Origin of the sequence: Pseudomonas sp. (genome assembly GCF_048265905.1) — a bacterium.
Taxonomy (GTDB): domain Bacteria; phylum Pseudomonadota; class Gammaproteobacteria; order Pseudomonadales; family Pseudomonadaceae; genus Aquipseudomonas.
The window spans coordinates 273,436-289,247 of the sequence record NZ_JBLXAP010000005.1 but is presented as its reverse complement, the minus strand read 5'-3'; the positions used below and the strand labels follow the sequence as shown (position 1 = coordinate 289,247).

At 54.0% G+C, this 15,812-nt stretch carries 14 protein-coding genes; 5 read left to right on the top strand and 9 right to left on the bottom strand.

Features of this window, described 5'->3' with window-relative positions:
- From ACN0UH_RS09980 to ACN0UH_RS09955, 6 genes are all read right to left on the bottom strand, one after another.
- Positions 1-507: TRAP transporter small permease (locus ACN0UH_RS09980; protein WP_417661914.1), on the bottom strand; the 507-nt coding region annotated here is incomplete at its 3' end.
- 127 nt (positions 508-634) lie between these two features.
- Positions 635-1,621 (bottom strand): C4-dicarboxylate TRAP substrate-binding protein DctP, encoded by a 987-nt coding sequence (dctP, locus tag ACN0UH_RS09975; RefSeq protein ID WP_417661913.1) that lies wholly within the window; start codon positions 1,619-1,621, stop codon positions 635-637.
- 335 nt (positions 1,622-1,956) lie between these two features.
- Positions 1,957-3,342 (bottom strand): sigma-54-dependent transcriptional regulator, encoded by a 1,386-nt coding sequence (locus ACN0UH_RS09970; RefSeq protein ID WP_417661912.1) that lies wholly within the window; start codon positions 3,340-3,342, stop codon positions 1,957-1,959.
- Between the two features lie 68 nt (positions 3,343-3,410).
- The gene (locus ACN0UH_RS09965; protein ID WP_417661911.1) at positions 3,411-5,234 is read right to left on the bottom strand and encodes a sensor histidine kinase; all 1,824 of its coding nucleotides are present in this window, start codon (positions 5,232-5,234) and stop codon (positions 3,411-3,413) included.
- Positions 5,235-5,338: 104 nt separating this feature from the next.
- The gene (gene yghU, locus ACN0UH_RS09960) at positions 5,339-6,190 is read right to left on the bottom strand and encodes a glutathione-dependent disulfide-bond oxidoreductase (protein ID WP_417661910.1); all 852 of its coding nucleotides are present in this window, start codon (positions 6,188-6,190) and stop codon (positions 5,339-5,341) included.
- A gap of 48 nt (positions 6,191-6,238) precedes the next feature.
- Entirely contained in the window at positions 6,239-6,922 is a 684-nt protein-coding gene (locus ACN0UH_RS09955) for a haloacid dehalogenase type II (protein ID WP_417661909.1), read from the bottom strand.
- A 134-nt stretch (positions 6,923-7,056) separates the two neighbouring features.
- Between ACN0UH_RS09955 and ACN0UH_RS09950 the strand changes: the two genes are divergently transcribed.
- From ACN0UH_RS09950 to ACN0UH_RS09940, 3 genes are all read left to right on the top strand, one after another.
- Positions 7,057-7,659: a TetR/AcrR family transcriptional regulator gene (locus ACN0UH_RS09950; protein WP_417661908.1), complete on the top strand. Its 603-nt coding sequence runs from the start codon at positions 7,057-7,059 to the stop codon at positions 7,657-7,659.
- A gap of 212 nt (positions 7,660-7,871) precedes the next feature.
- On the top strand, positions 7,872-9,113 hold the full coding sequence (locus tag ACN0UH_RS09945) for an OprD family porin (protein ID WP_417661907.1): 1,242 nt from the start codon (positions 7,872-7,874) through the stop codon (positions 9,111-9,113).
- Between the two features lie 85 nt (positions 9,114-9,198).
- On the top strand, positions 9,199-10,797 hold the full coding sequence (locus ACN0UH_RS09940; RefSeq protein WP_417661906.1) for an argininosuccinate lyase: 1,599 nt from the start codon (positions 9,199-9,201) through the stop codon (positions 10,795-10,797).
- A 155-nt stretch (positions 10,798-10,952) separates the two neighbouring features.
- Here the strand turns inward: ACN0UH_RS09940 and ACN0UH_RS09935 are convergent, their stop codons facing one another.
- The gene (locus ACN0UH_RS09935; RefSeq protein ID WP_417661905.1) at positions 10,953-12,164 is read right to left on the bottom strand and encodes a cation:dicarboxylate symporter family transporter; all 1,212 of its coding nucleotides are present in this window, start codon (positions 12,162-12,164) and stop codon (positions 10,953-10,955) included.
- A gap of 124 nt (positions 12,165-12,288) precedes the next feature.
- Here ACN0UH_RS09935 and ACN0UH_RS09930 point away from each other — a divergent pair, with 124 nt between their 5' ends.
- Together ACN0UH_RS09930 and ACN0UH_RS09925 are read left to right on the top strand one after the other, a co-directional pair.
- Positions 12,289-13,248, top strand: coding sequence for a LysR substrate-binding domain-containing protein (locus tag ACN0UH_RS09930; protein ID WP_417661904.1), 960 nt, complete (start codon positions 12,289-12,291; stop codon positions 13,246-13,248).
- Positions 13,249-13,388: 140 nt separating this feature from the next.
- Positions 13,389-15,017, top strand: a complete 1,629-nt coding sequence (locus tag ACN0UH_RS09925; RefSeq protein WP_417661903.1) for a methyl-accepting chemotaxis protein — start codon at positions 13,389-13,391, stop codon at positions 15,015-15,017.
- An 84-nt stretch (positions 15,018-15,101) separates the two neighbouring features.
- On the opposite strand, the gene ACN0UH_RS09920 is transcribed toward ACN0UH_RS09925, so the two are convergent.
- Positions 15,102-15,308 carry a helix-turn-helix transcriptional regulator gene (locus ACN0UH_RS09920; RefSeq protein WP_339516068.1) on the bottom strand — a complete coding sequence of 69 codons (207 nt, stop codon included), beginning with the start codon at positions 15,306-15,308 and terminating at the stop codon, positions 15,102-15,104.
- The gene (locus ACN0UH_RS09915; protein ID WP_417661902.1) at positions 15,305-15,679 is read right to left on the bottom strand and encodes a hypothetical protein; all 375 of its coding nucleotides are present in this window, start codon (positions 15,677-15,679) and stop codon (positions 15,305-15,307) included. Before ACN0UH_RS09915 ends, ACN0UH_RS09920 begins: the two co-directional genes overlap by 4 nt.
- Positions 15,680-15,812 lie beyond the last annotated feature (133 nt).

Sequence of the window (15,812 nt, the reverse complement as noted above, 5' to 3'; positions counted from 1 at the left end):
GGCGTAGCCGAAGGGCACGATGGCGGTGATGTGCCATTGCTGGATGCCGTAATGGCCAAGGTCTTCAGCGCCGATGCCCGCAGTGAACAGGGTTTTGACCCAGTCAAAGCTGCCAACCGCGATCATTCCGGCGTATGTCAGGCAGGCCACGCAAGCGATAAGGCCAATGATTCGCTGAATGGGGCGTGGGGCCAGTTTGACCAGCGCATCCACACCGATATGCCCTGCAGTGCGCACACCGTAGGCCAGACCGAAAAATATCAACCAGGCAAACAAGGCCTTGGTCAGGGCAATGCTCCAGGTCATGGATTGCGCCATGTCGAGGATATGGTCACCGATCCAGAACAAGGTCTCACTACCGCCTTCCCAACGGTCAGCCCAGCTGTAGAAGAAGCTATAGAGATTGTTGAGGATTACGTAGGTAAAGGTTACTAGCGTCATCGACCCTAATAAAAAGGCAATAAAGCCTTCTTCGAAGTGGTCCCAAACGCGCCGTAAGGCGTTCATCAATAAGATCTCCAAAGGTGAGGGGCGAAGACCGTGGTAACCCGCGATCTTGCAAAGGACCCGGTAGCGCGCGGCAGAGGTCGCGCGCTACCGGGTTTCAAGCCGCAGTTGCAGCTAGATCACCTTATTAATTAGACGCTTCAGCGGCCTTGATCAGGTCAGCGCCGATGTCGCCTTCAAACTTCTTCCAAACAGGCTTCATGGCATCGCGCCATTCAGCACGCTGCTCTGGAGTCAGAGTGATGATTTCGCTGGTTTTAGCGTCGATGATGCGCTGCTTGTCACCTTCGTTAAGGATCTCAGCTTGCTTGTTCACTTCAGCTGTTACTTCAACCAGGATCTTGTCCAGCTCGGTGCGTACATCTTCAGGCAGGCCGTTCCAGAACTTGGTGTTGGTGATCAGCATGTAGTCCAGTACACCGTGGTTGGATTCGGTGATGTACTTCTGAACTTCGTTGAACTTCTGGCTGTAGATGTTCGAATACGGGTTTTCCGCACCGTTTACAACGCCAGTTTGCAGGCCTTGGTAAACCTCGGCAAAGCTCATCTTACGTGGGTTGGCGCGTACTGCTTTGAACTGTTCTTCAAGCACTGCAGATGCCTGTACACGGAACTTCAGGCCGCGAGCGTCTTTTGGTTCGTACAGAGCCTTGTTCGCCGACAACTGCTTCATGCCGTTGTGCCAGTAGCCCAGACCTGTGATGTTTTTTGACTCCATCGAAGTCAGCAGTTCCTGGCCTTGTGGGCTTTGCTGGAACTTGTCGACTGCGTGAATATCGTTAAACAGGAATGGAAGGTCGAAAATCTGCAGTTTTTTGGTGTATTGCTCGAACTTGGCCAGCGATGGAGCGATCAGCTGCACGTCACCGAGCAGCAGGGCTTCCATTTCCTTGCCATCACCGAACAAAGATGAGTTCGGGTAAACCTCTACCTTTACTTTGCCCGGCAGACGCTCTTCAGCCAGTTTCTTGAACAGGTTGGCGCCTTGGCCTTTAGGCGTGTTGTCGGCTACGACGTGGGAGAATTTGATCACGATCGGGTCGGCCGCTTGGGCCATACCGGCGATGCTCAGCGACAGGGCGCATGCGAGCGCCTTGGCAGTCATTTTGAACATGCGAATACTTCCTCTTGTTGTGTTTATAGCGTTGAGCGCTGTAGCGCGAAAAACGGGCGAACAACAACAAGTCTAGGCTGCTTGTCAGAAAATGACGGGCGCATGGCAGAGATGGCCTGGCTTGTATTTGTTGTATCGCCTACCAAGCTTAGAGCAACGCTCATGCCAGTGTTGTGTTTATGCGACAAACAGTTAGCAGGATCTTCGGTTAATTCGAGATTATCCCGTAAACAGAGGCTTTCGTGACAATTTCGATCTGAGTTGATCATTTCTTGCTGTGCGTTTTTCGCATAGCAAGAAATGACTGTTTATCAATGCTGGCGGTTTTCCGCCAGTTACTCCGCGTTATCTGGCGAGCTTTCGCCAGTGTCAGCGAAGCTCAGGCCGTGCTTGCGTAACTTGTCGTGCAGGGTCTTGCGCGGTACGCCCAGGGCTTCGGCCAAGCTGCGCATGGAACTGTGCGTGCGGTTGAGTTCAGCGGCGATGATTGAGCGTTCAAAACGCTCGACCTGTTCGCTGAGAGAGTCGTTTTGTGTATTCAGTGCTGGTGACTCGTCAAGTACCTGTTCAAGACCCAGACCCAGACCCAAGGCAAAACGCTCGGCGGCGTTTTGCAGTTCGCGTACGTTGCCCGGCCAGCTGTGACGTAACAACTGCGCCGACTGTGCCGGTTGCAGTGGACGGTTGGGAAGCGAGTGGCGCGCGCTGGCGTTGTCGGCAAAATACTGGAACAGCATCAGGGTGTCGTCGCCTCGTTCGCGCAGCGGCGGAATACTCAGTGGCGCGACGTTGAGGCGGTAATAAAGGTCCGCGCGAAAGCGCCCTTGATCTGCCGCTTGACGCAGGTCTTCCTTGGTCGCGGCAATGATGCGGATATCCAGTGGAATCAACTGGTTGCCACCCAAGCGCTCGACCACTCGCTCTTGCAGCAAGCGTAGGAGTTTGACCTGCACATCCAAACTCATGCTTTCGATTTCATCAAGAAACAGCGTGCCGCCATTGGCAAACTCAAACTTGCCGATACGGCGCTTCTGCGCGCCAGTGAAAGCGCCAGGTTCGTGACCAAACAGCTCGCTTTCCACCACGGACTCTGCCAGCGCACCAGCGTTGATCGCCACAAATGGTCCCTCGCGGCGGTTCGACAAGTCATGCAGCGCGCGCGCGACCACTTCTTTACCGGCGCCGGTTTCACCCAGAATCAACACGTCAGTACTGATGCTGGCGAGTGCGCCGATCTGCTCGCGCAGGCGTTGCATGGCGGTTGATTGGCCGACTAAACGCGCTGTCAGCTGGTGTTGGTCAGTCAGGGCCAAGCGCAGGCTACGGTTATCCAACACCAAGCGGCGCAGAGCCAGCGCACGTCGTACGCTGTCGAGCAGGTCTTCGCTGGCGAATGGCTTTTCGAGGAAGTCATAAGCGCCTGCGCGCATGGCTTGTACGGCGAGCGGCACGTCACCGTGACCAGTAATCAGCAGAATTGGCAGCTCTGGGTCCTGTTCTTGCAATTGCTTGAGCAGTTGCAGCCCGTCGATGCCCGGCATGCGGATGTCACTGACCACAACGCCCGGCCAGTCGCGAGCGATATGCGTGGCGATGTCCTGAGCATTGGCCAGACTGGTGACCTGTAAACCCGCAAGATCAAGCGTTTGGCTTAAGGCTTGGCGCAGGAGGGGATCGTCATCAATCAGCAAAACCTGAGTATGGGCGTCGAGGGTGGTCATGGAGCGAAACCTCAGGGTTGGGCAATAACAGTCCGTGTTAATTGGCAGATAAAATTTTTATGGGCTTTTTAGCTTTCGTTATCGAATCGGTACTGGCTACTCATGCTGCTGTCGCTACGCAGCAGATGAAGGGTCAGCACGGCGCCGCCGTCTTTATGATTGGCGAAGCGTAACTCACCGCCCAAGGCGCGCATCAAGGTTTCGCAAATAGCTAAGCCGAGACCCAGGCCCTGAGCGCTGGTTTTAGTGGTGAAAAATGGTTCCAGCGCACGCTGCATGGCCTCGTCGCTGAAGCCCGGACCATTATCGCGCAGGTGCAGGTCCAGTGTTGTTTCGGTCATTTGCGCGCTGATCCAGATGCGGCGTGGCTGCGGACGTTCACTCAATGCATCCAAGGCGTTCGCCAATAGATTGCCGAGCAGTTGGCGCAAGCGGGTTTCCCCAGCTTGAACCCACAATGTTGCATCGGGCAGGTCGCGAATCAGCTCTACATCCATCGCACGCCGGCGCTTGGCCAGCAAAGCCAAGGCGTCATCAATAGCGGGTTGCAGAGCGACCCTTTCAGGCGCATGCCGGTCACGTCGGGCAAAGGCGCGCAAGTGCAAGATGATCGAGGCCATGCGTTCGGTTAACTGGCTGATCAGCTTGAGGTTGCTGCGGGCGTCATCGTTGCGCTGATGGTCAAGCAATACGCCTGCATTTTCTGCGTAACTGCGGATGGCTGCGAGTGGTTGATTCAACTCGTGGCTGATGCTCGCGGACATGGTGCCAAGCGCCGACAATTTACTGGCTTGAACCAATTCATCCTGTGCCCGGACCAACTCCTGTTGAGCGTTTTCACGCTCAAGTACTTCCAGGCGCAGGCGACTGTTGAGCTGTTCAAGGTCTTGGGTGCGCTCGAGTACGCGTTGTTCAAGTTGCTGGCGGGCATAGGCGTCTAGCGCGATACGCTCCAGATAGTGGCGACGCCGCTGCATCAGCAAACCAAGCAGTAATATCAGCATTAACAGTGCCGCACCGCCGGCTGCGACTGCGCTTCGCACCGGGCGGTCGAGCAGGGCGCGTGGCGCAAGAATATTCACCGTCCAGCCGATGTTGTCGAGCTTGCGCGATTGCTGCATCCACGCATCGGGCTGAAGCTTCAACGGTGGCGGTGATTGAATTTGATAGGGCTGCGTGTCAGTAATCGCTGCGCGTTCGGCGTTGTCCAACGCTCGGGTTGCGTGGAAGCGCCAGCCCGGATGCGAGGTCAGAATGACAACGCCGTAATTGTCCGTCACCAGCAAGCGTTCCGGGCGATCGCCCCACAGCGTTTCGGTGTGGTCGAGATCTACCTTGACCACCAACACGCCAATCACCCCGGTTGTGTCGCGCACTGCGGCAGCAAAGAAGTACCCGCGTTTGCCCGATGTGGTACCTAAACCAAAGAAACGCCCGGGACGCCCCTGCAATGCTTCACGAAAATAGGGGCGGTAAGAGAAGTTACGATCGACAAATGAGTCGTCTTGCTGCCAGTTGGAGGCCGCCAGGGTTTGTCCGTTTGGAGCCATCAAGTAAATAACATCGGCGCCAGTTTGCTCTTTTAAGTCATTGAGTAAGCGGTTTGCGTGATCGCGCTTAGCCCCCGAACCGGGTTGGCCCAATAGTTGGCGCAAGGTCGGCAGTTGACCCAGAATCGGCGGCAAAACTTCATAGCGATTGAGGGTGCCAAGCAGGTTGGCGACGTACAGGTCTAAAATCTGCTGCCTCTGCTCAGCCAACTGTTCGCGATAATAACGCTCGATAACAATTTGTAGCGGCCACAGCAACGGTGCGAGCACAAGCCCGAGCAGGAGCAAACTGCGCCAGCGTAGGCGACGGGGGACAGTTGGGTGGGTTGCTGTTCGACTCATGCTGCGCATTATGCACAGAGCGAAATAAAAGCGCTTGCTCGAGCGTCGTGTTGGTCACTCAGGCTGAGTTTGCTCCCGCCTGAGTGACTCAACGCCGGTTGTGTTTAAGCGATGTTTTCGAAGTCGCTGGCAGCATGGCGTTCGCGCAGTTGCTCGTGCGGCTCACCCCAGGTGCGGTTGACCATGCGCCCGCGTTTTACCGCAGGACGACTGGCAATTTCTTTCGCCCAGCGTTGCACATTCTCGTAGCTTTGCACTTGCAGGAACTCACCTGCATCGTAAATCCCACCCAGAGCAAGTAAGCCGTACCACGGCCAAATGGCGATATCTGCAATGCTGTATTGATCGCCAGCGATGTATCGGTTGTTGGCGAGTTGGCGGTCAAGTACGTCGAGTTGACGCTTAACTTCCATGGCAAAGCGGTCGATTGGGTACTCGAATTTGCTTGGCGCATAGGCATAGAAATGACCAAAGCCGCCGCCTAGGTATGGCGCGCTACCCATCTGCCAAAACAACCAGTTAAGCGCTTCAGTGCGGGCCTTCGGCTCTGTTGGCAGCAGCGCACCAAACTTTTCTGCCAGATGCAGCAAAATCGAGCCGGACTCAAATAGCCGGGTTGGCGTTGCGTCGCTGTGATCAAGCAGCGCAGGAATCTTCGAGTTGGGATTAACGGCAACAAAGCCGCTGGAGAATTGATCGCCTTCTGAAATGTCGATCAGCCAAGCGTCGTATTCCGCTCCAGAGTGCCCGAGCTCCAACAGTTCCTCAAGCATCACCGTGACTTTCACACCGTTGGGTGTTGCAAGCGAGTAGAGCTGGAGTGGGTGCTTACCTACGGGCAGTACTTTTTCGTGAGTTGGGCCAGCAATCGGTCGGTTGATGCTCGCAAACTTGCCGCCACTTTCTTTCTCCCAGGTCCAGACGGCGGGTGGGGTGTACGCAGTGTTATCGTCCATTTCGGGTTCCTCTAGTGAGCAATAAGTGGGTTGAGGTGTGTCGTATGCTCAAGCAATGATCTGCTCCGCGAGTTCGCGTAGTTCGCTAGCGATATAGTCCGGTTCAGGCACGCCAGCTGCCGGCAGCATCGCGTTGTATGGGCGCAGCAGTAGTGCGCCTTTACAGCCTGCAGCCTGGGCGCCAATCGTGTCCCATAGGTGGCAGGCGACCATGATTAATTCGCTGCGTTGTACGGCCATCTGATCGGCTACCAGTTGGTAGGTTTCTGGGGCGGGTTTGAATTTTTTTACCGATTCAACGCTGAATGAGTACTCAAAGAATTCGCTCAAACCTGCTAGTTCGAGAGCTGTAGGCGATGCGCTGCTGGCTGAGTTGGTCAGCGTCACGAGGCGAAAGCCTGCATCGCGCAAGCGCTGAAGTGCTGGCACCACGTCGGCGTGGGCGGGCATCGTGCTCATGCGGTGCTTGAGTTCGTCGATATCAGCGTTGCTGATAGTTTTGCCATGAATTGAGGCAAGCATCTTCAGTGAGCCAACGGCCAGTTCGCCGAAAGGGCGGTAAAGGCCGCTGAGGGTCATGGTTTGTGAGTACAGAATCAGCTGTGCAAACCATTCACGCAGTACTGCAGCGTCAGCAAAGACACGCTCAAACAACGGGTTTAGCGTGGTGATATCAAGCAGTGTTTCGTTCACATCAAACACGATAATCGGCGTGGTTCTGTGCTCTGGCATTGGACATCCTTTTGCAAAATGATTTTTGAAGGATCGTTCAAATATGGGCTTACGTTAATTGAGAGTTTTCAGTCAATCAAGCTATAATTGAGTGATCGCTCAAAATCAATCTACTGTCATTCCCAAGGACCGCTATGCCTCGTGCTGCCTGCTTTGATCGTCAAGTCGCTCTGGAACGCGCTGTCGAGCTATTTTGGTCGAGGGGCTATTACGCGTCTTCCATGAAGCATATCGAGCAGGCACTGGATATGCGTCCCGGCAGTCTCTATGCAACCTTCGGCAGTAAAAGCGGTTTGTTTATGGAGGCGCTGGATGCCTATGTGGCGCGCACTGGTGAAAACTTCCGTTTGATGCTGGAGGGATCACCGACCGTTGTCGATGGATTGAAAGGCTACTTGCGTTTATTTGTGCGTCCATGCGCAGCTGAAACTCAAATGCCAGCGCAAGCCTGCATGGTGGTTAAGACCTTGCTTGAAATCAATCCAGAAGATGCAGAGTTACTGGCTAAGGCTGACGCTGTAATGGCGCTGGTTGAGCAAAGAATTTGCAAGGCATTAGAGCAGGCCAAAGCTGCGGCTGAGTTAAAGCCTGACGTCGATTGCTCAAGACTGGCGCGTTTGCTTCAAGCTCAAATGATTGGCTTGCGGGTGTTTGCCGAGCGCGATGTACCTGATGCTCAAGTCGAGGCGCTTGCCGATGATATAACCAATCTGATTGACGCTTATCGGCTTGTTTGAGCTCTGCCCCTTCGGTTGCTTGTACCGTTCCACTCACTCGTTTGCCCAAGGCGGGCGAATGCGATGGTTTGCGGTGCAATTAAATCAATACTTTTAAAGTATTAAGTTAATATCTTACATATATTTTTAATCTTGATCGTTAGTCTCTAGCATCTCGTTTGCTGCCACTTGCCTGACAGCTCAAATAAAAACAATTAAACGAGGCAACAATCATGACGAGATGCCACTTGCGTGTCCCAACTGTGCTCGCCGCCAGCACAGCCTTAACCATTCCACTGACTGCCAATGCAGCCTTTTTTGAAGACAGCAAGGCTTCAGTCGAGCTGCGCAACTTCTACCTCAACAGTGATTATCATCAGCCAGATGCCAAGCAGTCGCTGCGCGATGAGTGGGCTCAAGGTTTTATCTTGAATTACAGCTCGGGGTTTACCGAAGGCACGGTGGGTTTTGGGGTTGATGCTATTGGCTTGCTTGGCGTTAAGCTTGATTCGGGGCCTGATCGGCAAAACACTGGCTTGCTGCCCGTCGGTGACGATAAAGCGCCCGATGAGTACAGCCAGTTCGGCGCAGCTGCCAAGGCGCGTATTTCCAAAAGTGTGTTGCGCGTCGGCACCCTGATACCAAAGCTGCCAACTGTGCTGCCCAATGACTCGCGCCTGTTACCCCAGACTTTCCAAGGCGCGCAGTTGCAGTCCAAAGAGATCGACAGCCTGACTGTTGATCTCGGTCGCCTGACCCAGAACAGCCTGCGTAACTCCAGTTCAAACGATGACATGGTCGTCGCCGGTAAAGGTATCCGAGGCGGGCAGGAGAGTGATGAATTTAACTTTGCCGGTGCTAATTACAAGTGGGACAAAAACCTGACCACTGGCTACAACTATGCACACCTCGACAAAAATTACCGGCAGCACATCGCCAATATCAAATACAAATATCCACTGGGCGATGAGCAGTCTTTCGAGACGGATATTCGCTATGCCTACTCCAGCAATGACGGCAAAACCAATATCGATAACAAGGCCTTTGGTGCCAAGTTGATCTACAACCTTGGTGGCCACTCGTTCGGTGTCAATTACCAGCAAATGAATGGCGAAACCGGCTTTCCGCACATCGAAGGCACCAACTCATATCTGGTCAACTACGTGATGATCTCCGCCGACTTTGCCAGCCCTGAAGAGCGGTCCTGGCAGGCGCGTTACGACTACAACTTTGCTGCGATTGGTATCCCGGGCCTGACCTTCATGACCCGTTACACCAGTGGTGACAACTTCGTTCGCTCGCCTGGTCGCGAGGGCAAAGAGTGGGAGCGCAACACTGATATCGGCTATGTCGTACAGAGCGGGGCGCTTAAAAACTTCGGGGTCAAGTGGCGCAACGGTACCTATCGCAGCAATGGCGGCAACGATATTGATCAGAACCGTTTGATCTTCAGCTACACCCTCGCGCTGCTTTAAGCCAAGGCGCTCTGATGCTGCTTTGTTCAATCGTCACCAGCCAGTTGGCGATGACCAAACCTGATCTGTTCGGAAGGAACGCAACATGAAATTCAGAAAGAACCTGATCCACCTTGCTGTCGTCTATTCTCTATTTTTCTCATACAACGCTCAGGCGGCCAACACCGCTGACCTGCCTTGCCGAACCACGGCTGAATGTGCGGCGCAAGCCGAGAAAATCGGTGCAACCGTTGATAAACGCAGCGGTAAGGGTGGCGCTTATGAAGAGCAGTTCAGTTGGATGAACCGCATCAACAAAGCCTCAATCGTGATGCTCACTGAAGAAGGTGTAGTCACCCCCAAGCTCGGCCACCTTATCGCTGGTGGTGTGCAGCATGTGATCGACCAAGCCAAGCAACCAAACGGCAAACGGCCGAGTGATGTGTTGCAGGTGGAAAAGATCATGGTCGACAAAATCGGCCCAGAGGCTTCCTTGATTCACTCCGGTCGTAGTCGTCAGGATATGTACGCGACCTATCGTTTGGCCGTGTTGCGTGCTCAGGTGCTGGACTACAGCGATGCCTTGAACAAGGTCCGCGAGCGCGTGCTGAAAATTGCTGAGAAGAACGTTGATACGCTGGTCCCGGCTTACACCAACGGCGTGCAAGCGATGCCAATCAGCTATGCCCATTACTTGCTGGCATTTGAGGCCTCATTCGAACGAGATGCTCAACGCATCCATGAACTCTATGCGCGTTTGAACCTAAGCCCGATGGGCACCGCCGTATTGGCCAACTCTGGCTGGCCACTGAATCGTGAGCGTTTGGCCGAGCTATTGGGCTTTGACGGCCTGCGCGAAAACTCGCTCGATGCGGGGCAGGTTTCGACCTTTGATATTCCGTTGGAAGCCGCTGGCATTGCTTCATCTTCGGCTATCCGCGTCGGCGCCATGATTGGTGATATTCACACTCAATATCACCAGACGCGTCCGTGGCTGCTGCTGGAGGAAGGGGCCACATACTCCAGTAGCGCAATGCCGCAGAAACGTAACCCGGGTCTGCTGATGCGCACCCGTGAGTCTGCATCTGATGTCGTTGGGCTGGCTAACGCCACGACTATCCGGGCGCACAACGTGACCACCGGCATGACCGACTATAAAGCCGCATTTGACTCGCTTGGCTTGTTTACCTCCGCAACCCAAATGTTCAAACGATTGGACAAGGTGTTGGCCGCGTTGGTGATTAATCCAGAGCGTGCGATGGAGGAGCTGGACGCCGACTGGACCACCTCAATGGAGTTGGCTGACACCCTCGAGCGTGAGTACAAGGTGCCATTCCGTATTGGTCACAGCTTTGCTTCGCTGGTAGTTGGTGCAGCGCGCAAAGAGGGATACTTTCCGAAGAACTTCCCCTACGCCGAAGCACAAAAGCTGTTCACTCAAGCGGCTAAGAAGTACAAGTGGGAGCTGGAAAAATTGCCTTTGGATGAAGCAGCTTTTCGGGCGACATTATCGCCACGCGCAATGGTTGAATCACGTAAAGGCACTGGCGGGCCTCAGCCAAAAGAGGTTAAGCGCATGCTGGCTGAAGCGCAGAAAAGCTTGAAGGCCGATCGCAACTGGATGACCGAGCATCGTCAGCATTTGCTGGATGCCGATGCGGCATTGGACAAGGCGTTTGGCAAACTGGTGAAAGCATCTAACTAAGCCGCTATTCAGGTAGCTGTATTCGCAAAGCAAGCGACCGGCCAAGTGCCGGTCGCTTTTGCGTCATGGCCTGGATAAACATTTTCAAGCGCGCTGCAAACCTCAATGCCTTCCCGCAAGAACTTGTTAAAACAGCTCCGGCATAACTCCAACCGCTAGCCCAGTGCCTGCTCTAATTTGTTTCGATCTATCTCTTTGTGCCAACTGGCCATGGTCAGACAGGCGACGCAGTTGCCGAGCACATTGGTCAGTGACCGGCACTTCATCATTCGTTCTACACCGATGAGCACACCAATGCTTTCCAACGGCACTATCTGCAGCACGCTGAGGGTTGCGGTCAGGGTAATAAATGCCGAACCGGCGACGCTGGTAGAGCTTAATGAGGTCAGTAAACTGACAAGAAGCACGGTGAGCAGCAACTGCCCGTTCAGCTCAATATGGGCTGACTGCGCGAGAAATATCACCGCGACCATCAGGTAGATATTGGAGCCGTTGAGATTGAAGCTATAGCCAGTGGTAAGCGTCAGGCGTGCAAGCTTGCTATTGCATCCTGCGGCTTCGAGCTTGTCGATCAAACGAGGCAGAGCCGCCACCGATGAGCCGGTGGATGCGACCAGAAATAGTTCTTCCTTGATATAGCCCAGCAGTCTCCACAAGCTGATGCCGCTCACTCTAAGCGCTAGCGTCAGCATTGATAAAATGTAAAGCAGGCTGGCGGCGTAGGCGGTGGCGACGAATTTTGCGAGAGGAATTGTCGCTCCAGCACCGTATAGGCTGATGGTAAATGCGATGGCGCCAAATGCAGCCAGCGGGGCAAAGCGAATAACAAATTGCATGGTCCGGAATACCAGCCCGACAGAATCCTTCAACGCTTGTCGGAGCTGGGCGCCTTTGTCGCCAGCGAACCCCAGCAGTAGTCCTGCAACCAAGGCCGCGAGCAGCACTTTAAAGATAATGCTGTGCTCGAAAGCGATCGCCAGCAAACCTGGAACCTGTGTAACCGAGATGCTATTAACGATTACAGTCGCATGTGGCCTGCTTTGTTCAGCCATTGGCATGTCAACACCAGGCTGCAGCAGTAAGGCGACCGACAGGCCACAAACAAGTGAGAGCAGCGACATTAACTGCCAATAGCCCAAGGTGCTCAGACTTAGCCTCAGGGTCGTGCTGTAACCACGTAAGCCCGCAACGCTTGACGCAATGAGTACGAACATCACCACTGGCGTGATGAACCGCACAACGGCAATAAACAGGTCACTGAAAACCTTCATCTCGATTGCCAGCGTGGGTTTCCAGACACCCAGCAGGCTGCCGAGCAATACAGCCAGCACTAACTGAGCAAGACCAGATCGAACAACTCTGAGCATCAGTAATTCTTAATTATTATTGGTTTGATCCCCCGCGCCGTCCGGGGTCTAACATCCTATCCCATCCCTAGTGGATTCGGTATCGTGCAGCGCAGTTACTTACTCGACACAGGGTGAATTCGTCATGGAATTGCGTCATCTTCGTTACTTCGTCATGGTCGCAGAAGAGCAGCACTTCACCCGCGCCGCCGCTCGGCTGAACATGCAGCAGCCGCCGTTAAGTCAGCAGGTCCGCGCATTGGAGCAGGAGCTTGGCTTTGATCTGTTTGTCCGTCATCCCAAAGGCGTAGTTCTAACGGCGGGCGGTAAAGTCTTCCTGAGTGAAGCCAAAGAGATTCTGCGCAAGGTAGAGCTCGGTTCAATCAAGGCTGCGCGAACGGCTCAAGGTATCGAAGGCACTTTGAGTGTTGGTTTCACCAGTTCGGCTGCCTCACACTCGCTGATCCCGCAGATTATCCGCAGCTATCGCGAGCGTTATCCTGGCGTGGATATCAGTCTGCGTGAAGGCAACGCCAGCGAGCTGACCGAAAATGTGCTGGCCGAGCATACCGATATTGGCATTCTCCGCGCCCCAGTAGCGCACCCTAAGACGGTTCAATACCATCATTTGCTGAATGAAGAGTTGTTGCTGGCCCTTCCTGACGGTCACCCGCTACTTAACGGCCATTCGCCTGCCAGTGAAATTAGTGTGTCATTAGCAGAACTGGTTAATGAGCGCTTCATTCTGGTTCGCAGGCCGGGGGCGCCCGGCATGTACGCCAATCTTGTGCAGGCCTGTCGCAATGCAGGTTTTGAACCGACGATCGCCTTTGAGGTTGAGCGAATGCTGACCAACGTAAGTCTGGTGGCGGCAGGCGCAGGTATCTCAGTCGTGCCTGCTTCCATGCAAGGCTTTCATGAGGGCAGCGTCGTCTATTGCCACCTGCGCGACGCCAAACCTCGACTTGTCGCGCCTATTACGCTGCTGTGCCGAAGTTTCAACCAATCGCCGCCCATCATCAATTTCATCGAGCTGGCCCAGCAACTCAGCAACCAATATCGCAAGCGCTCACCGCGCGGGCGTGCGAGTCCAGTTGAGAGTTGATGCGCCTATCGAGCAGAGCGCTGCAAATGGCTTGGTCGTGCTGCCTAACTTTCGTTTGGTGTGAGTTGATTGGTTTTTCTCTGCGTTAAGTTTCCAGCCTTGGTAACGATAGTTAGGTACCAACTTAGGAGGGTACTCTGATGATTTTACGAAGACTGAAATTGGCGCCTCGTTCGGCTATTTGTTTTGGCTTTTTTTCTCTGGTTATTGTTGCTATTGGACTGTTGTCTTTATATCAGGCAGACAAGCTGAATGATTTTGAAATGTACGTGGAAGTTAATGTCCTGAGCAGCATCAAATTAGTCGGTGAAATGAGCGGGGAATTTACTGGGGTTCGAGCCAATAATGCGCGCCTGAGAAACCCGCTCGAACCTGAAGCGCGTACCACTAAGGCGCTTAGTGACATCAAGCAAGCCAGGGTACGCATAAGCAACGCTATGGAATCGCTGCAACCCTTTCTCACGACCCAGGATGGACGCGAAGCATACGATGCGTTTGTTGAAGCACGCGACGCCTACACTATTGTCCAGGACAAATACCTTGCCACAATCGCGGCCGGGCAGTTAGAGGCTGCTGTTGCGCTATCAAGCAGCGAGATGCGAATGGCGGCACAGAGGGTTCAAGCTGCCTTGGATGGACTGACCAAGGTCAATCAAGAAAAAGCCAAGCAGGCTGGTATCGACGCTGATGTAATTTACTTACAGACCCAGATTGTCGTCTGGGTTTCTATCGCCATTGGTTTTGCCGCTACCGTGACTCTTGCCTTGCTGTACACCCGTAGCCTGACGGTGCCCATCGGCTACTCATTGGCAATTGCTGAACGTATTGCCGACAACGATTTGAGTCAGGACATCAAAGTTGATGGCTCCGATGAAGCGGCGCGGTTGATCGCAGCATTAGCCACCATGCAGGCTAAATTGCGTGAGGCCCTGGCGATGATTGGCGACTCGTCAACTCAACTAGCCGCGACCTCTGAAGAAATGCATGCCGTCACCGAGGGTGCTGCGCAGACAATTCAACGTCAAGGTCATGAAATTGAAATGGCGGCTACCGCTGTTAATGAAATGAGCGCTGCGGTTGAAGAAGTAGCAAGTAATGCCTCCTCAACGTCGCAGATGACATCACAATCCAGCGATGCTGCAGCAGCGGGTAAAGCTCAGGTCGACGAAACGATTACTGCGATTAACCTTGTGGTTTCCAATGTCGGGGCGACCTCCAGCGAGGTGCAGGCACTTGTTGTAATGGCGACCGACATTAGCAAGGTCCTGGACGTGATACGGGCCATTGCCGAGCAAACGAATCTACTTGCATTGAACGCTGCAATTGAAGCGGCAAGAGCGGGCGAGGCGGGGCGCGGTTTTGCTGTCGTCGCGGATGAAGTGAGGGCGCTTGCCCATCGCACTCAACAATCCACTCAGGAAATCGAGCAAATGGTGAGCTCGATTCAGACCGGAACCTCTAATGCGGTCTCCTCTATGTCGCTTACCAGTGAACAAGCCCAGAAAACACTTGAGATGGCCTACAGCGCAGGCAAGGCTTTGGTTGATATCACCGAGTCTTTAACTCAGATCAACGAGCGCAACTTTATGATAGCGACGGCAGCTGAAGAACAAGCTCAGGTCGCTCGCGAAGTTGACCGAAACCTGGTCAGCATCCGCGACTTCTCCAGCGAGACATCGGAGGGTGCGAGCCAGACAGCACTGGCTACGGCTGAACTATCAACCTTGGCAACGGGCTTGAACCAGTTGACCAAGCAGTTCAAGGTTTGAAACTGCATCCTCGCACGCTTGACCCCTAAGGGTTCAGGCGTTGGTTGTGGGGAAAGCATCTCGCCCGACAATTGCGTCATCAATTCAGCAAGGCGTTGGCGCTTGATCATCGAAAATGCTTTCTATGGGTTGCTGGAAAACTCGTCCGATCTGGAACGCCAGCGGCAAGCTCGGATCATATCGCCCATTTTCAATCGCATTGATCGTCTGGCGCGAGACGCCCAACATCGAGGCCAGATCTTGCTGAGACCATTTACGCTCGGCACGAAGCGCTCTGAGTCGGTTCTTCATTGATAGCGGCGCTTGGCAATCATCAGTCCAATTATCCAAGTCGTCGCCATCACTGGCCACACCCAGAGCCAAGGCAGGTGAGGCGCGCCTACATTTTCCAGAAAACCATAGCTGAAGGTCAGTAAAGCTGAGGCTGCGAATGCGAAACCGAGCGCCTCAAACTGAATGCGCAGGTGCATTTCATCGAGGCGATGCAGTTGTCGAACAATGGCCCAGCAGAGCAAGCCAGCTGGAATCATCGGGGCAAGGGTTAGTGGCACGCGCAACAGCAATGTGGCGTCTTGATGCTGTGTCAGTAGCACAAGCGATACTGTCAGAACCAGAATATAGAGGGCGATCGCGCCACCGAATTCATAATAATACTTGGTCATGCTGTTTGCTCTGTGGAAAGGACGCTTTACATTAACGCAAGGCAAACTATACGTAAAGCACGCTTTCCATTTTGCGTCGCAGCCTATATCAGCAACTGCTTCAGCGCTGCCAAGCAGCCTGGATAACGGGGCG